Genomic DNA, 21921 nt, shown 5'->3' on the forward strand with positions numbered 1-21921 from the left:
GTACCGCTTGTTTCCTGCGCTGCGTCAGGCCCGGCCGGCATGGGCCGCTTTCGCCAGGCACAGGTCGGACCATGCCCTGGCCTTGTCCGCCGGCTTGCGCAGCAGGTCGGCCGGGTGGTAGGTGGCAATGGTGGGAATGCCGTCGTAGCGCAGCACCTTGCCGCGCGCGGCGGCGCCCAGCAAGCCTTTGCCGGCCGTGTGGCCCAGCGTGAGGATCATGCGGCTGCCGGCCAGCTCCAGCTCGCGCTGCAGGTAGGGCCGGCACGCCGCCAGCTGCTCGGGCGTAGGCAGGCTGTCGCTGCCGTCCGGCGCGGCCGGCGGGCGGCATTTCACCAGCGTGGTGACGTAGGCGTCTTCGTCCGGCGTGAGCGCAATGGCTTTCAGCATATTGTCCAGCAACTGGCCCGCTGCGCCGGCGATGGCGCGCACTTCCTGCTCGTCCGCAGCGGCGGGCGCGGTGCCCAGCACCAGCCACTGCGCGTGCGGGTCGCCGCGTCCGGGCACGGCGGCCTGGCGGCTGTGGCACAAGTCGCAGCGGGTGCAGGTGCTGACGGCAGCCTGCAGCGCGGTCCAGTCCATGTCGGCGATCTGCTGGCCGGCCTGCTGCGCGCGGGCCGAGCCGGGCGCCGGGGTCGCGGCCGGCATCGGCACGTCGTCGAACCAGGCAGTCGATTCCGGCTCCTCCGCGCCTGCGGCGGGCGGACGCGCCGGCGCCGCCTGCACTGGCTTGGCGGGCGATTTGGTAACCACCGGTGGCGGCGTGGCCGGCACGGGGGCATCGTCGAACCAGGCCGTGTCGTCGCTCGCGGCGGCGCCTGGGGCGGGGCGTGCGGCGGCTGGCTGCGCGGCGGGCCGCTGAGCGGCAGGCGGCAGCGCGGCGGCTGGCTGCGCCGGGGCTGGCTGCGCGGCGGGCGGCTGCACGGTGCGAAGCCCGGGCGCCTGCGCGGGCGCCTCATGCCGGGCTGCGGCAGGCTCGTGCGCGGCGTACGCCGACATGACCGCAGCGGCCAGGTCAACCGGTTCAGCGGTTTCAGCGGCCCCGGCAACATCGTTGCCGGCATGGGGCTCGGCAGCGCCCGGCGCGGCATTGCGCAAGCGCCATTGCACGCCCACGCCGATCTCCTGCAGGAACACTTCATTGCGGTTCATAACATATAACGCATGACGATCGCGTCCTCGCGTTGCTGGCCGCCCGCCGGGTAGTAGCCCTTGCGGCGGCCGATCTGTTCAAATCCGTAGCGCTGGTACAGTTCCAGCGCCCGCACGTTCGACGGCCGCACTTCCAGCAGCATCGATTCCATCCCCAGCCCGCGCGCGCAGGCCACGGACTGGTTCAGCAGGAAGCGGCCCAGCCCTTGCCCTTGCCACTCTTGCGCCACCGCCACGTTCAGCAGATGCGCCTCATCGACCATCTGCATCACCAGGAAATAGCCCATCAGCTGCATGGACTGGTTGCGCAGCACCCAGGCGTGGTAGCCGCTGGCCAGCGAATCGGCGAAATTGCCCCGGGTCCAGGGGTAGGGATAAACGCTTTCCTCCAGCGCCACCACTTCGTCGATATCGCCGTCCTGCATCGGTTCATAATTGAGCCGCGCCAGATCCCACACTGGCTTCATGCGGCGGCCTTCGCAGCGTTGATCTCGCGCCGTTCGGCGCTGGTATAGGCGATCTTGTTGCGCAGGTAGAACGGCTGGGCGTCGGCCGCCTTCACACCCTGCCCGGCCGCGAACGCAATGCGGCCCAGCTGCGCGATCTGCGCCGCGTGCGGCATCACGTCCGCATGCGCGCCGGCTGCGAACGGCTGGTCCGCCAGCGCTGCCGCGTAGGCCGCGAAGCCATTGCCGCACGCCGTCACCGCACCCTGCGGCGCCACCGCTTCGGGCGCCGACAGCACCGGCGGCAGCACGGACAGCGGCAGCGCCGCCGGCGCCGCCGGCGATGCGCCGCCGAAGCGGTACTGGGCCCAATACACTTCACTCATGCGCGCGTCCAGCACGGCCAGCACATCGGCGCCGCCGTGCTGCTGGTGGCAGGCCAGTGCCATGGCGTCCAGCGTCACCACCGGCACCAGCGGCAGCCCGGCGCCGTAACCGAGGCCCTGGGCGATGCCGCAAGCGGTGCGCACACCGGTGAAGGAACCCGGGCCGGAGCCGTAGGCGATGGCGTCGCACTCGCGCAACGCAACGCCGGCTTCGGCCAGCAGTTCCTGGATCATCGGCAGGATGGCCTGCGAATGGGTGCGCACGCCGGACGAGGATCGGGTGTAAAGCTTCTCGCCGCGCAGCAGCGCGCAGGAAGCCATTTCAGATGATGTTTCAATTGCAAGTATGGTAGACATGCCGTATTTTAACCCGCCGGGGCCGGCCTGCGCGGGCCGGCGACATCTCGCGGTACAATAGCGCGCATGCATAGCACTACCCTACATACCGATAATCGCGCCGACGTCTCGGCAGCGCTGGCGCAGGACCGCTGGATCGTTGCCTGCCTGTGCGCCGCCTGGTGCGGCACCTGCGCCGGCTACCGCGCCACCTTCGACGAACTGGCCGCGCGCCATCCGGACAAATACTTCCTGTGGGTCGATATCGAAGACCATGCCGACGTGGTGGGCGACCTGGACGTGGAGAACTTCCCCACCCTGCTGATCCAGCGCCACGAGCATGTGGCCTTTTTCGGCACCATGCTGCCGGACCCGAACGTGGCGCACCGGCTGATCGTGGCGCAAGCCGGCATGGACGACGCCGAACTGGCGCGCTACGCGCAAAGCAGCGAGGAGCGCCGCCACTGGCAGCGCGACTGCAACTTGCGCGTGCTGCTCCCGGCGGCCGCCTGAATCGGCGCTGAGGCCAGCGCCTACGCCAGCCTGAGCGGCAGGCTGCGCAAGCGCTGCCCGGTCAGCGCGAACACGGCGTTGGCCACCGCCGGCGCCACCGGCGGCACCGCGGGTTCTCCCATGCCTTCGGGCGGCTCGGCGCTCAGCATGATGATGGTCTCCACTTTCGGCGCCTGGTCCATGCGCAGCACCGGGTACTGGTGGAAGTTGGTCTGCTCCACCTTGCCGTCCTTGATGGTGATCTCGCCGCCCAACGCCGCCGACAGGCCGAACACCACCGACGACTCCACCTGCTGCGAAATGATGCCAGGGTTGACGGCGATGCCGCAGTCCACCGCGCACACCACGCGGTGCACGACGATCTGCCTGTCCAGCACCGACACTTCCGCCACCTGCGCCACGATGGTGCCGAAGGACTGGTGCAAGGCCACGCCATGCGCGCGACCCGCCGGCGGCTGGCCAGCCTTGTCCACCGCCGCGTTCAGCACCGCCAGGTGGCGCGGATGGCGGTTTAGCAAGCCGCGCCGGAATCCCACCCCGCTCATGCCAGCCGCATGCGCCAGCTCGTCGATGAAGCTCTCCTTGAAGAAGGCATTGTGCGCATGCCCCACCGAGCGGAAATAGCCGACCGGTACCGCGCTGTCGGCAATGATGTGGCGGATGCGCTGGTGCGGAATCTCGTACTGCATGTCGAACGCGCCCTCGGCGGTGGTCATGTCTGGCCCCAGGCCCGGCAGGCCCAGGCTGCGCTTGAGGTACTGGTGCCCGATCGAGGCGCTGACGGACTTGTTGTCCCAGGCCGAGATATTGCCGGCCGCGTCCAGGCTGGCGGCAAAGCGCGCCAGCGCGGCCGGGCGGTACACGTCGTGCGTGATGTCGTCCTCGCGCGACCAGATCAGCTGCACCGGCGCGCCGTTGCACTCCTTGGCCACCGCCACCGCCTGCGCGATGAAGTCCGCTTCCAGGCGCCGCCCGAAGCCGCCGCCCAGCATGGTCACCTCCAGCGTCACGTCGGCCGCTTTCACGCCCGCCACCTTGGCTGCGGTGTCGATCGCCAGCGTCGGCACCTGGGTCGATACCCACAGGCGCACCTTGCCGTCCCTGACCTGGGCGGTGCAGTTGAGCGGCTCCATGGCGGCGTGCGCCAGGAACGGCGCGCGGTACTCGGCCTTCACCGTCTTGAGCGTGCCTGTCGCCTCGGCCATGCCGTCCACCTCGTCCATGTCGCCCGCCGTGTAATACGCGTGGCCGTCCTCGTCGTCCAGCTGCTGCGCGAAGCGCTGGTACAGGTCGGCGCTCGACAGCTTGCCGTTCACGCCCTCCAGCCAGACCACCGGCAGCGCCGCGGCGGCCTGCCTGGCCTGCCAGTAGCGCGCAGCCACCACCGCCACGCCGGCCCCGGCGCCGGTCTTTTCGGCCAGCGCCGGCGAGAAGTCCACCACCCGCGACACGCCCGGCATCCTCAGGGCCGCCGCCGTGTCCACGCTGGCCACGGTGCCGCCTATCACCGGCGACATCTTCACCGCCGCGTACAGCATGCCCTCGGGCCGCACGTCCAGTCCGAAGACGGCGCTGCCGTCGCTCTTGGACGCCGAATCGCGGCGCAGCACGGCCGTGCCGATCAAGCGGAACTGGCCCACGGTCTTCAGCCGCACTTCGCCCGGCGTCATGCCCGCCGCGGCGGCCACCAGGCTGCCGTAGCTGGCGCGCTTGCCGTTCGGGTGCCCGACATAGCCCGCTTCGGTGAAGCACTCGAGCGGGCGCACCTTCCACTGGCGCGCGGCCGCTTCGATCAGCAAGGCGCGCGCCGTGGCGCCGGCCTCGCGCATCGGCAGCCATAAGTCCTTCACGCTGGACGAATGGCCGGTCAGGTTGATGCCCAGCTCGCGCCCCACCTTGGCCACCAGCCACGAGGCCGCGCGCTTGCCACGGCTGTCATCGTCGGGATGGAACGGCAGGTTGTCCACCAGGGCGGCCACGTTGCCGTAGATCTTGTCGTTGGGCGCCTGCACCAGCTGCACCCAGCCGATCGGCACGTCCAGCTCCTCGGCCAGCAGCATCGGCAGCGCGGTGTGTACGCCCTGCCCCATTTCGCTGCGCGCCATCGCCACCGTCACGCTGTTGTCCGGCGCAATGGCGACCCAGCCGTTAAGCGCCACCGCGCCACTCGCGCCTGCCAGCGGCAGCGGCACCTTGCCGCGCACGCGCTGGCGCGCCGGCAGCGCCCCCCAGCCGAGCACCATGGCGCCCGCCACCGCGGTGGCGCTCAGCAGAAAACGGCGGCGCGACAACTTCATACAGTCCTTTCGAATGGGCGCATCAGGACTTCCAGCGCTGCAGCAGGTCGTCCGGCAGCACCGGGCGGCTGTAGAAATAGCCCTGCGCCAGGTTGCAGCCGTGGCGCAGCAGGAAGGCGGCCTGCTCGTCGGTCTCCACGCCTTCGGCGATGACGGACAAATTCATGCTCTTGCCGAGCTGGATGATGGCGATGGCGATCGCCTCGTCGTTGACATCGGTCGAAATGTCCTTGATGAAGGAGCGGTCGATTTTCAAGGTCTGCACCGGCATCTGCTTCAAGTAGGCCAGCGAGGAATAGCCGGTGCCGAAGTCGTCGATCGCCAGGCCCACGCCGATCGAGTGCAGGTCGTTGATAAAGACCAGCGCGTCGCCGGTGTTCATGATGACAGACTCGGTCACCTCCAGCTGCAGGCGGTGCGGCTCCAGCCCGGTCTCGCGCAGGATGTCCCCCACCATCGAAGCGATGCTGCCGCGCTCGAACTGCTTGGCCGACAGGTTGACCGCCATCTTCGGCACCCACAGCCCGGCCTCCTGCCAGCGCACCATCTGCAGGCAGGCCTGGTACAGCACCCACTTGCCCAGCTGGTTGATGTAGCCGATATCCTCGGCCAGGGAAATGAAGCGGTTCGGCGGCACCAGGCCCAGTTCCGGGTGGTTCCAGCGCACCAGCGCCTCCACGCCCACCAGGCGACCGGTGTCGATTTCCACCTGCGGCTGGTAATTCAGGAACATCTCTTCTTTTTCCAGCGAGCGGCGCAGGAAGGTCTCCAGGCGCAGGCGCTCCACGCCCTCGCCCGACATGGACGGCGCGTAGAAGCGGTAGCCGTTGCGGCCGCGCGCCTTGGCCTGGTACATGGCCACGTCGGCGTTGCGGATCAGCATATTCAGGTCGGTGGCGTCGGCCGGGTACAGGCTGATGCCCACGCTGCAGGTGACGAACAGTTCGTGGCCGGCCACCATGAAGGGCTGCTCGAACATGCCGACCAGTTTTTCGGCCACCAGGCTGGCGCCGTACTGGCAGTCCACATTCTCCAGCAGCACGATGAATTCGTCGCCGCCCAGGCGCGCCAGCGTGTCGCCGTCGCGCAGCTTGTCCTGCAGCGCCTCGGCCACCTGCTTGAGCAGCTCGTCGCCGATGTGGTGCCCCAGCGTGTCGTTGACGTTCTTGAAGCGGTCCAGGTCGATGAACAGCAGCGCCAGCTGCTCCTGCTCGCGCGCGGCGCGCTGCAGCGCGTGGTGCAGGCGGTCGTGGAACAGCAACCGGTTCGGCAAGGCGGTCAGCGGATCGTGGTGCGCCAGGTGGTCCAGCTTTTCCTGCGACTGCTTGACCAGCGTGATATCGCTGAACACGCACACATAGTGGGTGGTCAGGCCGTGGGTGTCGCGCACCGCGCTCACCGTCAGCCATTCCAGGTACAGCTCGCCCGTTTTGCGCAGGCTCCACAGCTCGCCGCGCCAGAAGCCGGTGGTTTCCAGCTCCTGCCACATGGCGTGGTAGAAGGTGTCCTCGTGGCGGCCGGAACGCGTCAGCGCGCGGTCCTGGCCCAGCGCTTCAGCCTCGCTGTAGCCGGTGATCTGCGTGAAGGCCGGATTCACGGCCACGATGATGCCCTGCGCATCGATCACCATCACGCCGTCGGCGATGTGCTCGAGCACCGTGGCCGACAGGCGCAGCTTTTCCTCCGCTTCCTTGCGCGCGGTGACGTCGGCGTAGACCCAGATGCTGCCCTCGTTGGCGCGGCTCTGGTCGATGGCGCAGCCGCTCACCATGCACCAGAACAGCGTGCCGTCCTTGCGCCGGTAGTGGCGCTCTTCGCTGAAGTACTCGCCGGCCGACAGCGTGGGGTACTGGCGCGCGCCGGCCGACTCGAACTCGAACGCGGTGGGGAACACGATGGAGGTGGAGGCGCCGGCCATGGCGCCGGGCTCGTAGCCGAACAGTTCCTCGCAGCGCCGGTTGACCGAGACGATCTGGCGGTTGCGCACGAACATCACGCCGAACATCACGTTGTCCAGGATGGCGCTCTGCTCGGCCAGCAGCGCCTCGATGCGCATTTCATTGTGCTTGCGCTGGCTGATGTCGGAAATGATGCCGTCCACCCAGGGCGCGCTGTCGCCCCGCTCGGCCACCTGCGGCTGGCCGTTCTCGGCCACCCAGCGCTCGGTGCCGCTGGCGTCGGTGATGCGGTACTCGACCGAATACGGGCGGCCGTCGCGGATGGCCTGGGTCACCACGCGGCGCTGCATGCGGCGGTCCTCCGGGCAGATCAGGTTGGCCCAGGAATGGCTCGTGCTGCGCATGAACTGCGCGGCCGAGTAGCCGGAAATATCCTCGATGGCGTCGCTGACGAAGTCGATCGGGCCGTCCGGGCGAAAGCGGAACACCGCGCCCGGCACCTGGGTCACGATGGTGCGGAAGCGCTCTTCGCGCTGGCCGATGTCCTCGAACAGGTGCTTGATCGCCACCCGCATCTGCTCCAGCTGGCCGGACAGGCGCCCCAGCTCGTCGCTGCCGGTCAGTTCCAGCCGGGTTTCAAAGTCGCCGTGCGACAGGCGGTCGGAAAAGCGCATCAGCTTGCGCAGCGGCTTGAGCAGGCGCTTGTTCAGGAACAGCACGATCAGCAGCAGCGACACGGTCAGCTGCGCGGCCAGCACGAACACATAGGACAGCTGCTTCTCGCGCAGCTCCTGCTGGCTGCGCGCGTCGTCCATCTCCACCACGATGCGGCCGATCTTCTCGCCGCGCACCAGGATTTCGCGTTCGGCGCGGTACACGTTGCCGGTCTGCCGGCGCGGCGACTGCACGTGCATGAACTGGGTTTCGGCCTGGCCGGTCACCTGCACCTGCAGCACCGAGCGGTCGCGCATCACCGACTCGACCAGCGAATGGGCCGATTCGGCATTCATATTCCATAGCGACTCCTGCATGCCCAGCGCCAGGATGTCGGCATTGCGCTGCAGCGATTCGTTCAGGGCCATCTTGGCCGACTGCTGCTCGTGCACGCCGATCAGCAGATAGCTGCCGATGATGGCAGGTATCACAAGGCCGCCAAAAACCACCAGCAGCAGCGCGCCGTAGATGGAAAGGCCGTACAGCGCGCTCAGACGGGAACGCATCCTTCTGTATAAAGAACTAATCATTCACCACGGGACTTGGGGCCAGCGCGTGTCGGCGCATTCAGGAATTTTTCAATTGCAACAATTATGCACGCAAACAAGCGTGTGCGTCACCAGATTACACGGTGGCGCAGCTATCGGCGCCAGCAAGAATGCGACAAGCTTGCTATCATCGCCACTCTTTCAACGAGGAGCCCGCAATGACTTTTAATACCTACACCGCATCCATCCCAGTGTTCAAGCAGATCCTGAACAGTCTGCTGGCCATCCTCGACAAGGCCGAAGCCCATGTGACCGACAAAAAACTGGACGCCAACGCCCTGTTGCAATTCCGCCTGTTCCCGGACATGCTGCCGTTCTCGCGCCAGATCCAGATCGCCACCGACTTCGCCAAGGGCGCCGGCGCGCGCCTGGCCGGCCAGGAAGTGCCGCCGTATGAGGACACCGAAAAAACCTTCGCCGAGCTGAAAGCGCGCATCGCCAAGACCATCGCCTTCCTGGAAGGCCTGGACGCGGCCGATTTCGGCGGCGCCGAAGACCGCGCCATCACCACCGGCAGCGGTGAAAAGACCAAGCACTTCACCGGCACCACCTACCTGCTGCACTACGCGTTGCCGCACTTCTTCTTCCACGCCACCACCGCCTACGACATCCTGCGCCACAATGGCCTGGAAATCGGCAAGAAGGACTTCATCGGCAGCTACTGATCGCCGCCGCGCCGCGCGCCGAACGGTGCGCGCGGCCTGTCTTGCCGCATGATATGGTTGCCGATATTATAATTATCCGACAACCATTGCGCGAGCATCATGACAACCCACCTCCTCATCAACGAGCCCGGCGCGCCGCAAGGCGCCGGCGCCCGCACCAGTTTCGGCGGCCTGCCCAGCGTGCCGGCCGGTTTTGCCTGGCCGGTCTGCAAGGAATGCGCTGGCCACATGCAATTCCTCGGCCAGCTGCGCACCAACCACCCTGGCTCGCGGCGCGACCAACTGCTGCTGCTCTTCAAGTGCGATAACGATCCCGGCTGCTGCGATGAATGGGAAGCAGACAGCGGCGGCAACGCCGTCGTGGCGGTCCCGTCCGACGCCAGCCTGAGCCTGGCAGCCCCGCCTGCTGGCGGCGAAACCGTGCGCGCCACCCACCACGGCGCGCGGCTGGACACGCTGGACGGCGACTACGATGCGGCGCGCGATGCCTGGGATACCGGCGGCCGGCGCGGGCGCGACATCCTGGGCCAGCTGGGAGGCCAGCCCAGCTGGATCCAGGGCGAAGAGGTACCGCTGTGCAACGATTGTGGCAAGGAAATGGAATTCGTCGCGCAACTCGAGGAAGGCCCGGACCACCAGACCAGCATGAATTTCTGCGGCGGCGGCTGCGCCTACGTGTTCGCCTGCGGCTGCTCGCCGGCATCGGCCAAGATGGTGATACAGGCCTGAGGCAGGACCGGGACGGCGCCCGGTCCTCAGGTATTGCGGCGCGGGTAGCCCTGCGCCGTGATGCGCTGCCACACCGCTTCTTTTTCCGTCGCCGACATCGAGACCCAGTGCGCCACCTCTATATAAGTGCGTCCGCAGCCGCGGCAGATGTCGTCGAAGGTGGTGGAACAGACGGCCACGCAGGGCGTGTCCGGGCGCTGGGCCGGCGGCACGGACGGCGTTGCCGCCTCGTGCACCGCCGCCGCCATGCGCTTCAGTTCCAGCTCCGTCATCCCTTCACCTGTTGCTTCGGATCGAGATCCAGCGCGTCCCAGCCTTCATGGCCCAGCTGCTGCATGGTTTCGATATTCTTCTCGAAAATGTCTTCCGCTTCCGGGAAGGCTTGCACCGCGCGGTCCACGCTGTCCTCGCGCAGCAGGTGCAAGGTCGGATACGGCGAGCGGTTGGTGTAGTTGTCGATATCGTTCTTGTCCGAGTCGGCGAACTGGTAGTCCGGGTGGAAGCTGGCCACCTGCAGGATGCCGTTCAGGTCCATTTCCTCCAGCGCCGCGTCGACCACGTCCAGGAAGTCGTTATAGTCCTCGAAGTCGTTCAGCACCTGCGGGTGCATGATCAGCGTGGTGTCCACCTTTTCCGGGCTCGCCTCGGCCAGCAATTCCAGTTCCGCCATCAGCACGTCCATCAGCTCTTCGGGAGTGGCGGCGTCCGTGACCACGTAGCGGATCTGGTTCTTGATGTGCACCGCCTTGGCGAAGGGGCACAGGTTGAGGCCGATAACGGCCTTCTCCAGCCATTTCTGGGTCAGGGCGATAACGGCGTCGTGGTCGGCGATGGGCTTGCTCATAAGGTCTTTCCTTGTAAATGCTTGCGGCGAGGGCGCATTGTACGCACTCCGGCAAAATGCCGTCTACTTCCGTCAACTTCGATATATATGCAGACATCATTACATCAAAGAAACTGTCATCCGGACGACATATTTCTTGACTCAGCAGCGCCAACCTACGTACACTGCCCCATTATTCACGGTTCGTTTGTGTTTCTCGACGACAACAACGGAATACTATGCAAGCACGAATCAACACATCCTTGCTGGCCGCGCTGATTGCCCTGGCGCCCACGGTCAGCCAGGCAGTCGACGGCGCCTCCGCAGCGGCGGCGGCCGCGGCCGCAAACCTGCCGCCGCCATTGCCCCTGATCCCGCTGTCCACGCCTGCCACGGCCAAGCTGCCGACCACCGAACTGCTCCCCGCCTCCAAAGTCATCGCCAAGCCTGCGGTCAGCGAAGATGCCTTCAAGGAAACCGACGTCTGGGGCCGCATCCGCACCGGTTACGCCATTCCCGATCTTAACAACGAGCTGGTGCAGAAGCACGTCAACTGGTACAGCGCCCGCCCGGACCACATGGCCCGCACCACCCAGCGCGCCTCGCGCTACCTGTTCCACGTGGTCACCGAGCTGGAAAAACGCGGCATGCCGACCGAACTGGCGCTGCTGCCCTTCATCGAATCGGCGTTCAACCCGCAAGCCCTGTCCAGCGCCAACGCGGCCGGCATGTGGCAGTTCGTGCCGGGCACCGGGCGCGACTACAACCTGAAGCAGGACGCCTTCAAGGACGAACGGCGCGGCATCCTGGCCTCGACCGACGCCGCCCTCAGCTATCTGCAGCGCCTGTACGACATGTTCGGCGACTGGCAGCTGGCCCTGGCCGCCTACAACTGGGGCGAAGGCAATGTGCAGAAAGCCATCAAGCGCAACCAGGCGGCCGGCAAGCCGACCGATTTCGAGAGCCTGGCCGAGCATATGCCGGCGGAAACCCGCAATTACGTGCCCAAGCTGCAGGCGGTGAAGAACATCGTGGCCAATCCGGCCCAGTTCAGCCTGCACCTGCCGGTGATCGACAACCAGCCCTATTTTACCGCCATCGACAAGACCAGCGACATCGACCTGGCCGTTGCCGCCCAGCTGGCGGAAATGTCGGTGGACGAGTTCAAGGCGCTGAACCCGCAGTTCAACCGCCCCGTCATCACCGGCGGCGAACAGACCCAGATTTTGCTGCCCAAGGCCAACGCCGAAAAGTTCAACCTGAACCTGGCTCAGTGGGGCCGTGCACTGTCCAGCTGGACCACGCACAAGATCACCAGCGCGCGCGAGCGCATTGAAACGCTGGCGTCGAAGTTCCAGACCACGCCGGAAGTGATACGCCAGGCCAACAACATCCCAAGCAAAACCGTGCTCAAGGCCGGCTCCACCATCCTGGTGCCGAAAACCTCGTCCTCGCTGCACGTCGATATCGCACCGGAAATCGCCGACAACGCCATCGTCGCCTTCGAGGCCGACCGTGGCGGCAACAAGGCGCGCACCAGCAACTACAAGCAAGCCAAGGGCGGCACCGCCAAGGACGCTCCGGTGTCGCTGGTCAAGGCGCGCGTCCCGCGCGACGCCGCCGGCAAGAAGAAAACCAAGCAAAATTAAGCGGTAATGGCGGGTCCCTGCGGCCCGCAACACCGCAGGGCGGGTAAGCGCCTGGCGCATGCGCCGCCCGCCGCCGCCCACGAAAAGTTGCAGTGGCGGCAGCTACGTCCTACAATCTTGGTCTTACGGTATCGGGTCTCCCACCCATCACTAGAATAAACAACCCATACTGTCGCTAACGCCGCCCCGGGCGCGCGTGCCATCGCAGCAGTAGCAATTGGAGTGAATATGGCGTTCTTGCAAGGCAAAAAAATCCTCATCACCGGCCTGCTGTCCAACCGGTCCATCGCTTACGGCATCGCCAAGGCATGCCAGCGCGAAGGCGCGGAACTGGCGTTCACCTATGTCGGCGAGCGCTTCAAAGACCGCATCACCGAGTTCGCCGCCGAATTCGGCAGCAAACTGGTGTTCGATTGCGACGTCGGCAGCGATGAGCAGATCGAAGCCCTGTTTGCCGACCTGGGCAAAGAGTGGAGCCAGCTCGACGGCCTGGTGCATGCCATTGGTTTCGCCCCCCGCGAAGCGATCGCCGGCGAATTCCTGGACGGCCTGACGCGCGAAAACTTCCGCATCGCCCACGACATCTCGGCCTACAGCTTCCCCGCCATGACCAAGGCCGCGCTGCCGCTGTTGAAACCGGGTTCGTCGGTGCTGACGCTGTCCTACCTGGGCGCCGTGCGCGCAATTCCTTACTACAACACCATGGGCCTGGCCAAGGCGTCGCTGGAAGCGTCGGTACGCTACCTGGCGGAAAACCTGGGCCAGATGGGCATCCGCGCCAACGGTATTTCGGCCGGTCCGATCAAGACCCTGGCCGCGTCCGGCATCAAGGACTTCGGCAAACTGCTGGGCTTTGCCGCCTCGCACGCGCCGCTGCGCCGCAATGTGACCATTGACGAGGTGGGCAACACCGCCGCCTTCATGCTGTCCGACCTGGCCTCCGGCATCACCGGCGAAATCACCTACGTGGACGGCGGCTTCTCGCACGTCATGGGCCTGAACGCCAGCGACTACCAATAAGTTGCACACCCGCCCAGGCCAATCCCGGGCGGGCCTTCCATCGGCAGCATGAGCGATCTTTCCGACGAACACCTGATGCTGCGCTACTGCGAAGGCGACCTGTCCGCCTTCCAGGAGCTGTATGGCCGCCATAGCCGCGGCCTGTACCGATTTCTCAGCTGGCGCTCGCCGCGCCGCGACTGGGTCGACGAGATCGCCCAGGACAGCTGGTTCAGCCTGCACCAGGCGCGCGCCAGCTACACGCCGCAAGCCACTTTCCGCACCTTTCTGTACCAGATCGCGCGCAACCGCCTGGTCGACCTGTTGCGCCAGCCGCACACCGCAGGCGAGGACGAAGCGCCCTGCCCGGCCGCCGATGCCGCCACCGCGCCCGACGCGGCCATGGAGTCGCGCCAGCAAAACACGGCCTTGCACGCGGCCATCCATGCGCTGCCCGCCGAACAGAAGGAAGCGCTTATACTGCAACAATTCAGCGGCATGTCGCTGGAAGAAATCGCCCAGCTCGTGGCGGCGCCGGTGGAGACCGTGAAGAGCCGCCTGCGCTACGCGATGAAGAAATTGCGCGAGCAGTATGCGCAGGAGGAACAGGCATGAGCGGCAAAGACCACGACCAACTCGACGACGCCGCGTTCGCAGCCTTCCTGCAAGGCGACGATCCGCTGGCGCGCGACCTGGCCGCGCTGGACCAGCCCGCCCCTGCGCCCGCGCTCGACGCCGCCATCCAGGCCCGCATTGCCGCCGCGCTGGCCGCCGAGAAACTGGCCGCGCTGCCGGCCGCGAACGATCCGGTTGCCGCCCCGGCCACCGCCCCTGCGCTGGTGCCTGCGTCGGTGCCTGCGTTGGCGGCGGCCGCACCCGCGCATGCCCCGGCGCCAGCGCATGCGCAAGCCCCCCTGCCCGGGCCGGCGCCAACGCCTTCAGGCCCGCGCTGGCAATCGCGCTGGCAATTGCCCCTGGCGCTGGCCGCCGGCGTGGCCGCAATCTCGGTCGCACTGCCGCTGTGGCAGGCACACGACCCGGTAACCGAAGCGTCGGTCGCAGCAGCGCCCGCCCCGGCAACCGCGCCGTCCGCACAGCCGGCACCGCCAGCCTCTGCAGCAGCCGAGGCGCCGGCCGCCGCCGCTGCCTCGCCTGTGGCTGACGCTGTGTCCGCGCGCGTCCCGGCGCCGCAGGCCAAGCAAGCAAACGCCAAAGCGCAGGCCGGCGACGGAGCAGCATTGCCTGCCACGCCGCCTGCCAAACCGGCCGTCAATGCAGTCGAAAGAAAATCCGGGTTGGAAGATGCGGTGATCGCAGAGGATGTCGCCAACGCGCCGCCGCAGAAGAGCGGGCTGGGCCGCTATTCGCGCAGCGCCCCCGCGTCCACTGCGCAGACAACGCAAATGCCCGTGGCGGCGGCAAGCGGCGCGGTGGTCACCAGCGTGATCGCCAACGCCTCCAACGTGCGCCCATCGGCGGAACATGGCCAGCCGCTCACCTCCATGGAGAAGTCCGCCACGGCAAGCATAGACTACCGCACCGCGCCGCGGATACCGGCTGCGGCACCGGCGCCACCAGCACCGCCGCCGCCGCCAGCACCAGCGCCGGCCCCGGCAACAATGGCATTCGCGCCGATGGCACCCGTCGTCGCGCCTGCGCCGGCCCCGCGGGCCGCGCCGGAGCAGGTTTCCATCAGCGGATCGCGCATCCTGGCGCCGCACGAGATGCAGCCCAAGGCATGGCTGGAGAAGATTGAAGACCTGCTGAAGGCAAACGAGCGCGAGGAAGCTATCGCAGAATGGCAGAAATTCCGCGCTGCTTACCCAGCCTATCCGGTGCCGGACAAGCTGTCTGAAAGTTTCCCGCCGCCGGTCAAGTAAGCGCCGGGAGGTTCGACCGGCCAGGCGCAAGCGATGCACCGGCCGGCGCAATGGCCGGCGCAATCTGACCGCCGGTTACCCGCCGGGCACCTCGAACTCCCCCATCAGCACCGAATTGCCGCGCCCCGTGAGGCGCACGGTGATCATCTCCTCCTTGGCGTCCGGCGTACCGAAGCCGGTGGTCAGGCGCAGCTGCACGGTGGTCGCCCCGGCCACCAGCTGCTGCCTGTGGCCGAAGAAGTTGGCCTGCACCTGATACTTGCCCGGCCTGGCCTTGCGCAGCGAGAATTCTTCCGGTCCGTAGCCGCCGGTGAAGTCGCGCGAAATGCGGCCGCCTTGCGCGGTCATGGTGTGCGCGTAGTAGCAGCGCTCGCCGTTCGGGTCCGTCACCCACAGGTCCATGTCGCTATTGTCCGCATCCCAGGACAGCACGGCGCGCAGGTCCAGCGGCAGGTTTTTCAGCAGGCGCGAATCGACCCTGCTGGTGTCCACTGAACCCTTGGGCGCCCGGGCGATAATCGCGTTCATCTCTGCCAGCGCAATCAGTTCCACATCGGCGAAGCGTCCATCCCATGGCCGCAGCACCACTTCATACAGCTGGTCCACCGCCTGCTGATGCTTGCCAACGGCGGCATAAGCCAGGCCCAGGTCGCGGTAGGACTGCGGCTCCTCGCCCGCCAGCAGCAGCACCTGCTCGAACACCGGCAGCGCCAATTGCGGCGCGCCCGCCTGCAGCAAGCGGTAGCCGAGGATGCGCAGCACGTGGCGGTTCTCCAGCTCCAGCTCGGCCAGGTTGGACAGCACCCGCAGGCCCAGCTCACGCTGGCCGCGCTCGAACAGCATATCGGCCACGTCCAGGTAGAAGGCGCTGCTGCCGCTCCACGATGGACGCTCGTCAAGGTACACCGCATACAGCTGCTCCTTGCTGGCGGCCTTCATGCGCGCGATGTAGGGCGCATTGGACGACCACTTCTTCATCGTAATGGCGCCGGCCGCGGCCGGTGCATCTGCCGCCTGCGCCGCGACGGCGCTACTCATGGGGGCCGGGGCCGGCGGAGGCGGCGGCGGAGCGGCGGGCGCCAAGCGCCGCAGGTCCCGCTCCGCTGGCGCAACGTTGGAGGCATTGGCGACGATGGATTTCCGCAGTGCCATCGACTCCGCTGCCGGCGCAGGCGCGGCGATGGGCGCCGGAATTGCGCGCGCGTCTTCGGCGACAACACCATCCTGCAAGCCTGCGATGCGGCTGCCTTGCACCTTTACACCCACCGAACCGGGGCGCACCTCATGCGGCGCGGGCTGGGGCACGAACTTGACCGGCGGCGCTTTGGGAAACTCGGCATTCCACCACGCCACCTTCTGCTCAAAGCGGCGCACCACGTTGTCGAGCTGCTTGCCGCGCCGCTGCGCCAGCATGGAGCCGAAACGCGCCCTGGCCTTCTCAAAATCGGCCACAAGCTCTGGTGGCGGCGTTACGTCGTAACGCACATAGTCCTCTATCATCTCCAGCACCAGCAGCGAGGTTTCGCGCGTCGGCAAGCCGAACTGCGCGCCCAGGCGGCGGATGGCGCCGCGATGCAGCTCGAAGTCGGCCTCCAGGTCGCGCAGCTTGTAGCCTGCCCACATCAGCGCCGCCTGCGGATGCACCGGTGCGCTGTGCGCGACCGCCAGCCTGATGCCGGTCTCCTTTCCTTGCTGCACCAGCGTGAACGCCAGCTGCGCCGACGGCTGCGTGAGCTTGCCCGCCACCCGCAGCATGCCTTGCCGCGCGCCGGACAGGTCGGCCAGCAGCTCTTTGGCGCCGTCCGCGCGCAGGTCGCGCAGCTGCGGACCGTCGGTGAGCAGCATCTCGGCCGCCGCGCCGGGGCGGTCCGCCTGCACCTGCACCAGTTGCCCGCCGCTGCGTTCCGCCAGCGCAGCCAGCCGGCCGGCGTCGGCGCTGGCCGCGGAATTGAGCGCATACAGGCGCTGCCCCGCAGCCAGGGCCGGGAATTTCGTGCCGCCGTAGTTCAGCAGGCCATCGCTCACCAGCAGGTATTCGCCCACGCCGGCCTGCGGCTGCCAGTCCGCCAGCGCACTGCCGCCGTCATACACCGTGGATTGCAGCGCCTTGCGCAAGGTGCTCCAGTCGCCGCGCTCGACCGTGTAAAGGACAGCCGCCTCGGGACGGTCGCGCAGGCGGACCAGCCGCACTTCCGCCTGGCCCAGGGCCTTGAAGTAGCGGTCCAGCTCAGCCAGTTCCGCATCATGCTTGCGGTTGGCGCCGGAACCGGAACTGTCCCACAGCAGGCCCACCACCTTGGGCAGCTTGCGCGCAGCGCGCAGCGCCGTCACCGGGATCTCGGCCACAAAATAACGCTCGCCCGCGAACTCCTGTACATAGGCCTGCGGCTGTGCGCTGGCCGGGATGCGCAACACCAGCGCGCCCGGCGCGGTAAAATCCTGCTTCGCCACGCGCGCATGGTAGCCGCTGCGCATGCCGGCAAATTGCAGCTCGCCGAAGGCGCCGCTGCTGTGCGGCGCGGCGCTCGCGCCGCTCACCTGCAGGTTCAGATCGAATTCCCCCACGCGCTCGCCGTAGGCCAGCGGCAGGCGGTAGAGCCAGGCTCCGCCCGCTGCGTCGCGCGCCAGCGTTTCGGCGTATTTCAGCTCCACCGTGCGCGTGCCTTGCGCCGGAATCGGGTAAACGCGCAAGCGGAAGTTGTTCCCTTCGGTGCGCTCCAGCAGCCCGGGATCGATGCCGCGCCGCTCCACCGCTTCCAATATCTCGCGGCCCCGGCTCTTTTCCACCGGCACCGCAGGCCGCAGCTTGCCGCCGATATCGAGCGCAAAGGCGCTGATCTGCTGGCCCTCCTGCAAGGGGAAATGCAGTGTGCCTTCCAACACGCGGCTGTTCGGATTGAAAAACACCATACGCACCGTGGTTTCCGCCATGCCGCCGCTGACGGCACTGGCGATGCTCAGGCTTTGCAGCCGCACCGGCCGCTCGCCGCCCAGCGTTTCCATCAGCGGCGGATCCATCCGCGGCGTGACCGCAAGGGCGGCGCAGGCCAGCTGCAGCAGCGCCAGCAAGGCATAAAGTCGCTTCATCATATTGTTCTCCTGGTCCCGGACCGGCCGGTATCAGGAGTGAAACGAAGCGGGCGGCGAAAAGGGGTTAAATCCGGACAAAAATTGTGTCCGTGCCAATAAAAGTCCAGATAGGCGTGCAGGAACGGCGGAAATGCGTTATAGTACTGGCTTGTGCGCTGCAACACGCAGTCGGCACTTCGAATAACAGCAGCTACGCAAGCCTTAGCGCATCGTTCCTGATGACGCTTATAAAGCCCCCCGCCTTGTGTGTCGACTAAGACACCGTCCCGGCGCAAAGCTTTTGTGCCGAAATTTCTAATCTAGTTTGTTAGAGTCATTTCGTTTGGTTGGCGTTGCTATTTTGCGTTCTGCGTTTTTGCATGAACGCTGATTTTTACGAAAGATAAGAATGACTTTTGAAGCACTTGGTATCAACACGTCCGTACTCAAAGCCCTGACCGATGCCGGCTACACCAAGCCGACCCCGGTACAGGAGCAAGCTGTGCCTGCCGCTATCGCAGGCAAGGATCTGTTGGTATCCTCCCAGACCGGTTCCGGCAAGACCGCAGCTTTTATGCTGCCGTCGCTGACCCGTCTGGCAGCACTGCCGCCGGCTGCCGCCGGCAAGACCCCCAATCAAGAAATGCAAGCCGCCAAAGCGCGCGGCGAGCGTCCACGTTTCAAAGCTGCACAGCCAAAAATGCTGGTGTTGACCCCGACCCGCGAACTGGCCCTGCAAGTGACCACCAATACCGACAAGTACGCAGTGAACCTGCGCGGCATCAAGGCCGTGTCCATCCTGGGCGGTATGCCTTACCCTAAACAGATGCAACTGCTGTCGCGCAATCCGGAAATCCTGGTGGCGACCCCGGGCCGCCTGATCGACCATATGGAATCGGGCAAAATCGATTTCTCCCAGCTGCAGATCTTGGTGCTGGACGAAGCCGACCGCATGCTGGACATGGGTTTCATCGACGACATCGAGAAAATCGTTGCCGCCACCCCTGACAGCCGCCAGACCATGCTGTTCTCGGCCACCCTGGACGGCGTAGTGGGCAACATGGCCCGCCGCATCACCAAGGATCCGATGGTCATCCAGATCATCAGCGCCGCCAACAAGCACGAGAACATCTCGCAGCGCGTGCACTTCGTGGACGACCTGTCGCACAAGAACCGCCTGCTGGACCACCTGCTGCGCGACGAGACGCTGGACCAGGCAGTGGTGTTCACCGCCACCAAGCGTGACGCCGACACCATCGCCGACCGTCTGAACATCGCCGGTTTCTCGGCAGCCGCACTGCACGGCGACATGCACCAGGGCGCGCGCAACCGCACCCTGGACAGCATGCGCCGCGGCCAGGTGAAGGTGCTGGTGGCAACCGACGTCGCAGCACGCGGCATCGACGTTCCGACCATCACCCACGTGTTCAACTACGACCTGCCGAAGTTTGCTGAAGACTACGTGCACCGCATTGGCCGCACCGGCCGTGCCGGCCGCAACGGCCTGGCGATCTCGCTGGTGAACCACGCCGAAGGCATGAACGTGAAGCGCATCGAGCGCTTCACCAAGCAGCTGATCCCGGTCACCACCATCGAAGGTTTCGAGCCTAAGCGCACCGCGCCTCCGCGTTCGGCTGCCCGTCCAGGCGGCTGGAAACCAGGCGACAACCGTGGCGGCAAGCCAGGCCAGCGCAGCTTCAGCAAGCCGGGCGCACCGCGCAAGGAAGGCGGCGGCTACCCGCGTGAAGGCGGTTCGGGCGGCTACCCGCGCGAAGGCGCCAGCACCGGCGGCGGCTTCAACCGCGACGGCGGCGGCTACAAGGGCGCCCGTACCGACGGCGCACGCCGCAGCTACGGCGACCGTTAATCCGCGCGCTCAGCCCTAGAGAGAAAAGCCGCCGAAAATATCGGTGGCTTTTTTTTCGCCTTGACCATATACTTGCCGACTCAAGCAATTATCAATCATTAGTCAAATAAAGTTCAAGGACTCATCATGGAAAACATCACCGGCGACGCCGCTCTCGACTTCTGCCTGCGCCTGGCGCGCGCGCAAGCGGCCATGGTGCGCCGCCTGGACGCGGCGCTGGGCGGCCACTTCGGCCTGAGCTTCAGCGACTTCATGCTGCTCAACCACCTGGCCAGGGCGCCCGGCGGCCGCCTGCGCCGCGTGGATCTGGCCGAGCGCCAGGGCCTGACCGCCTCCGGCGTCACGCGCACCCTGCTGCCACTGGAAAAGAACGGCATGGTGGCGCGCCAGCCGGACCCGCGCGACGCCCGCGTCGGCTATGCCGTCATCACCCCCGCCGGCCATGAAATGCTGGACAACGCGATGGTGACGGCGCGCGAAGTCAGCGCTGAACTGCTACGCAACTCCGACCCGGCGCAGCTGGACGCACTGGCGGCGGTGCTGGGCAGCGTGGCCGGCATGAACCTGACCAACAGCTGAGCGGCCGGGCCATGACCAAAGCACGCTCCCCACGCCCGCCCATCCTGGGCGACAAGAACTTTCGCTGGCTGCTCGGCGGCGGCGTCATCTCCGGCTTCGGCGACCAGTTCACCATGATCGCCCTGCCCTGGCTGGTGCTGACCATGTCCGGCGACCCGCTTGCGCTGGGCGCGGCGATTGCCATCATGAGCGTGCCGCGCGCGGTGTTCATGCTGGTCGGCGGCGCGCTGGTGGACCGCTACTCGCCCAAGCGCGTGCTGATGCTGACCAAGTACGCCAATGCCGCGCTGCTCGGCGTGCTGGCCTGGCTGGTGCTGTTCGCGCCCGCGCTGCTGTCGCTGCCGCTGCTGTATGCGTTGGCGCTCGGACTGGGGCTGGCACAGGCATTCTCCATCCCCTCGGGCACCTCCATCATGCCGCAGGTGGTGCCGTCCGAGCACCTGCAGGCCGCCAACGGCGCGATGATGGGCATGCGCCAGCTCACCATGCTGACCGGCCCCGTGCTCGCCGCCTTGCTGATCGCCCTGGCAGGCGACGGCGGCGCCGCCGCGCCAGGCCACGCCGCGCATGGCCATGGCGGCGCCGCGGCCGGCGCGCCGCTGCACGCGCCGGCCGGTGCGATCGGCATCGGCCTGGCCTTTGCGTTCGACTGCTTCACGTTCCTGTTCACCGCCTGGACCCTGGCCCGGGTGCGCCTGCGCCCGGCCGCCACGCCGCCGGCCGGCCCGCCGCAATCGATATTCAGCTCGGTGGCCGAAGGATTGCTGACCGTCTGGCGCGACATGGCGCTGCGCACCTGCTTCATTTACTGGTCACTGGTGGCGGTGTTCGTCGGCGGCGCCATGCAAGTCGCGCTGCCGCTGCTGGCCAGCCAGAACCTGCACGGCGCCGCCTCGCTGGGCATGCTGAGTGGGGCGCACGGCACCGGCATGCTGCTCGGGATGGCGCTTTCCAGCACAGGCGTGAAACTGCGTTTCGGCGGATTCGGCGCCACCCTGCTCGCCATCGACGCCATCGTGGCGCTGCTGCTCGCGCCGCTGGGCGCCATTACCGCCACCTGGCAAGGCGCGGCCCTGCTGCTGTTGGCGGGCACCCTGGCGGGCTTCATGCAGATTGCCGTCTTCACGTGGATACAAGGCAGCGTGCCGCCCCGCATGCTGGGCCGCGCGATGAGCATTTTCATGTTCATCTTCATGGGCCTGGCGCCGCTCTCGGCCGCCGCCATCGGTGCACTGCTGAAGGTGATCACACTGGCGCAGCTGTTTGCAGGCGGCAGCGCGCTGCTGCTGGCCATCAGCGCACTGGCGTGGCTGCTCACGCCCATGGCCCGCATCGGCTTGCCGTCCCGATAGGGCGGGCCGACAAGCCGTCTCG

General features: G+C 66.9%; 18 protein-coding genes. 10 read left to right on the plus strand and 8 right to left on the minus strand.

Features of this window, described 5'->3' with window-relative positions; genetic code table 11:
* Positions 1-24: 24 nt before the first annotated feature.
* The 3 genes from ASD15_RS13980 to tsaB are packed head-to-tail and all read right to left on the minus strand — an operon-like array spanning position 25 to position 2338.
* On the minus strand, positions 25-1149 hold the full coding sequence (locus ASD15_RS13980) for a uracil-DNA glycosylase (RefSeq protein ID WP_057155581.1): 1125 nt from the start codon (positions 1147-1149) through the stop codon (positions 25-27).
* A complete protein-coding gene (gene rimI / locus ASD15_RS13985) occupies positions 1146-1616 on the minus strand; it encodes a ribosomal protein S18-alanine N-acetyltransferase (protein ID WP_057155582.1) in 471 nt (156 codons plus the stop codon). Before rimI ends, ASD15_RS13980 begins: the two co-directional genes overlap by 4 nt.
* Positions 1613-2338 (minus strand): tRNA (adenosine(37)-N6)-threonylcarbamoyltransferase complex dimerization subunit type 1 TsaB, encoded by a 726-nt coding sequence (gene tsaB, locus ASD15_RS13990; RefSeq protein WP_057155583.1) that lies wholly within the window; start codon positions 2336-2338, stop codon positions 1613-1615. The genes rimI and tsaB overlap by 4 nt, the downstream gene beginning before the upstream one ends.
* 66 nt (positions 2339-2404) lie before the next feature.
* Between tsaB and ASD15_RS13995 the strand changes: the two genes are divergently transcribed.
* Complete coding sequence (locus ASD15_RS13995; protein WP_057155584.1) at positions 2405-2830, plus strand: thioredoxin family protein; 426 nt, start codon at positions 2405-2407, stop codon at positions 2828-2830.
* A 20-nt stretch (positions 2831-2850) separates the two neighbouring features.
* Here the strand turns inward: ASD15_RS13995 and ASD15_RS14000 are convergent, their stop codons facing one another.
* Together ASD15_RS14000 and ASD15_RS14005 are read right to left on the minus strand one after the other, a co-directional pair.
* Positions 2851-5127 (minus strand): molybdopterin cofactor-binding domain-containing protein, encoded by a 2277-nt coding sequence (locus ASD15_RS14000; RefSeq protein WP_057155585.1) that lies wholly within the window; start codon positions 5125-5127, stop codon positions 2851-2853.
* A 22-nt stretch (positions 5128-5149) separates the two neighbouring features.
* Positions 5150-8269, minus strand: a complete 3120-nt coding sequence (locus ASD15_RS14005) for an EAL domain-containing protein (RefSeq protein WP_057155586.1) — start codon at positions 8267-8269, stop codon at positions 5150-5152.
* A 176-nt stretch (positions 8270-8445) separates the two neighbouring features.
* Here ASD15_RS14005 and ASD15_RS14010 point away from each other — a divergent pair, with 176 nt between their 5' ends.
* Together ASD15_RS14010 and ASD15_RS14015 are read left to right on the plus strand one after the other, a co-directional pair.
* Complete coding sequence (locus tag ASD15_RS14010; protein ID WP_057155587.1) at positions 8446-8952, plus strand: DUF1993 family protein; 507 nt, start codon at positions 8446-8448, stop codon at positions 8950-8952.
* A gap of 99 nt (positions 8953-9051) precedes the next feature.
* Positions 9052-9681: a hypothetical protein gene (locus ASD15_RS14015; RefSeq protein ID WP_082551831.1), complete on the plus strand. Its 630-nt coding sequence runs from the start codon at positions 9052-9054 to the stop codon at positions 9679-9681.
* Positions 9682-9707: 26 nt separating this feature from the next.
* Here the strand turns inward: ASD15_RS14015 and ASD15_RS14020 are convergent, their stop codons facing one another.
* Positions 9708-9929, minus strand: coding sequence for a DUF1289 domain-containing protein (locus tag ASD15_RS14020; protein ID WP_057156068.1), 222 nt, complete (start codon positions 9927-9929; stop codon positions 9708-9710).
* A gap of 20 nt (positions 9930-9949) precedes the next feature.
* Complete coding sequence (locus tag ASD15_RS14025; protein ID WP_057155588.1) at positions 9950-10525, minus strand: DUF1415 domain-containing protein; 576 nt, start codon at positions 10523-10525, stop codon at positions 9950-9952.
* A gap of 218 nt (positions 10526-10743) precedes the next feature.
* Between ASD15_RS14025 and ASD15_RS14030 the strand changes: the two genes are divergently transcribed.
* The 4 genes from ASD15_RS14030 to ASD15_RS14045 all read left to right on the plus strand — a co-directional run bounded on the left by ASD15_RS14030 (position 10744) and on the right by ASD15_RS14045 (position 15032).
* Positions 10744-12153, plus strand: a complete 1410-nt coding sequence (locus ASD15_RS14030) for a transglycosylase SLT domain-containing protein (RefSeq protein ID WP_057155589.1) — start codon at positions 10744-10746, stop codon at positions 12151-12153.
* A 228-nt stretch (positions 12154-12381) separates the two neighbouring features.
* A complete protein-coding gene (gene fabI / locus ASD15_RS14035) occupies positions 12382-13173 on the plus strand; it encodes an enoyl-ACP reductase FabI (RefSeq protein ID WP_057155590.1) in 792 nt (263 codons plus the stop codon).
* A 48-nt stretch (positions 13174-13221) separates the two neighbouring features.
* The gene (locus ASD15_RS14040; RefSeq protein WP_229418183.1) at positions 13222-13767 is read left to right on the plus strand and encodes a sigma-70 family RNA polymerase sigma factor; all 546 of its coding nucleotides are present in this window, start codon (positions 13222-13224) and stop codon (positions 13765-13767) included.
* Entirely contained in the window at positions 13764-15032 is a 1269-nt protein-coding gene (locus tag ASD15_RS14045) for a hypothetical protein (RefSeq protein ID WP_057155591.1), read from the plus strand. Before ASD15_RS14040 ends, ASD15_RS14045 begins: the two co-directional genes overlap by 4 nt.
* 75 nt (positions 15033-15107) lie before the next feature.
* On the opposite strand, the gene ASD15_RS14050 is transcribed toward ASD15_RS14045, so the two are convergent.
* A complete protein-coding gene (locus ASD15_RS14050; protein ID WP_057155592.1) occupies positions 15108-18122 on the minus strand; it encodes a VIT domain-containing protein in 3015 nt (1004 codons plus the stop codon).
* A 388-nt stretch (positions 18123-18510) separates the two neighbouring features.
* Between ASD15_RS14050 and ASD15_RS14055 the strand changes: the two genes are divergently transcribed.
* The 3 genes from ASD15_RS14055 (at position 18511) to ASD15_RS14065 (ending at position 21899) form a co-directional block, all read left to right on the plus strand.
* Positions 18511-19968, plus strand: a complete 1458-nt coding sequence (locus ASD15_RS14055; protein WP_057155593.1) for a DEAD/DEAH box helicase — start codon at positions 18511-18513, stop codon at positions 19966-19968.
* Between the two features lie 126 nt (positions 19969-20094).
* Positions 20095-20547, plus strand: a complete 453-nt coding sequence (locus ASD15_RS14060) for a MarR family winged helix-turn-helix transcriptional regulator (RefSeq protein ID WP_057155594.1) — start codon at positions 20095-20097, stop codon at positions 20545-20547.
* Positions 20548-20558: 11 nt separating this feature from the next.
* The gene (locus tag ASD15_RS14065; protein WP_057155595.1) at positions 20559-21899 is read left to right on the plus strand and encodes an MFS transporter; all 1341 of its coding nucleotides are present in this window, start codon (positions 20559-20561) and stop codon (positions 21897-21899) included.
* Positions 21900-21921: the final 22 nt, after the last annotated feature.

This window comes from Massilia sp. Root351, from assembly GCF_001425045.1.
Classification (GTDB): Bacteria; Pseudomonadota; Gammaproteobacteria; order Burkholderiales; family Burkholderiaceae_D; genus Rugamonas.

Coding starts and splice junctions, on each gene's coding strand:
- ASD15_RS13980 (WP_057155581.1), bottom strand. CDS start 1,149: ATGAACCGCAATGAAGTGTTCCTGCAGGAGATCGGCGTGGGCGTGCAA.
- rimI (WP_057155582.1), bottom strand. CDS start 1,616: ATGAAGCCAGTGTGGGATCTGGCGCGGCTCAATTATGAACCGATGCAG.
- tsaB (WP_057155583.1), bottom strand. CDS start 2,338: ATGTCTACCATACTTGCAATTGAAACATCATCTGAAATGGCTTCCTGC.
- ASD15_RS13995 (WP_057155584.1), top strand. CDS start 2,405: ATGCATAGCACTACCCTACATACCGATAATCGCGCCGACGTCTCGGCA.
- ASD15_RS14000 (WP_057155585.1), bottom strand. CDS start 5,127: ATGAAGTTGTCGCGCCGCCGTTTTCTGCTGAGCGCCACCGCGGTGGCG.
- ASD15_RS14005 (WP_057155586.1), bottom strand. CDS start 8,269: ATGATTAGTTCTTTATACAGAAGGATGCGTTCCCGTCTGAGCGCGCTG.
- ASD15_RS14010 (WP_057155587.1), top strand. CDS start 8,446: ATGACTTTTAATACCTACACCGCATCCATCCCAGTGTTCAAGCAGATC.
- ASD15_RS14015 (WP_082551831.1), top strand. CDS start 9,052: ATGACAACCCACCTCCTCATCAACGAGCCCGGCGCGCCGCAAGGCGCC.
- ASD15_RS14020 (WP_057156068.1), bottom strand. CDS start 9,929: ATGGCGGCGGCGGTGCACGAGGCGGCAACGCCGTCCGTGCCGCCGGCC.
- ASD15_RS14025 (WP_057155588.1), bottom strand. CDS start 10,525: ATGAGCAAGCCCATCGCCGACCACGACGCCGTTATCGCCCTGACCCAG.
- ASD15_RS14030 (WP_057155589.1), top strand. CDS start 10,744: ATGCAAGCACGAATCAACACATCCTTGCTGGCCGCGCTGATTGCCCTG.
- fabI (WP_057155590.1), top strand. CDS start 12,382: ATGGCGTTCTTGCAAGGCAAAAAAATCCTCATCACCGGCCTGCTGTCC.
- ASD15_RS14040 (WP_229418183.1), top strand. CDS start 13,222: ATGAGCGATCTTTCCGACGAACACCTGATGCTGCGCTACTGCGAAGGC.
- ASD15_RS14045 (WP_057155591.1), top strand. CDS start 13,764: ATGAGCGGCAAAGACCACGACCAACTCGACGACGCCGCGTTCGCAGCC.
- ASD15_RS14050 (WP_057155592.1), bottom strand. CDS start 18,122: ATGATGAAGCGACTTTATGCCTTGCTGGCGCTGCTGCAGCTGGCCTGC.
- ASD15_RS14055 (WP_057155593.1), top strand. CDS start 18,511: ATGACTTTTGAAGCACTTGGTATCAACACGTCCGTACTCAAAGCCCTG.
- ASD15_RS14060 (WP_057155594.1), top strand. CDS start 20,095: ATGGAAAACATCACCGGCGACGCCGCTCTCGACTTCTGCCTGCGCCTG.
- ASD15_RS14065 (WP_057155595.1), top strand. CDS start 20,559: ATGACCAAAGCACGCTCCCCACGCCCGCCCATCCTGGGCGACAAGAAC.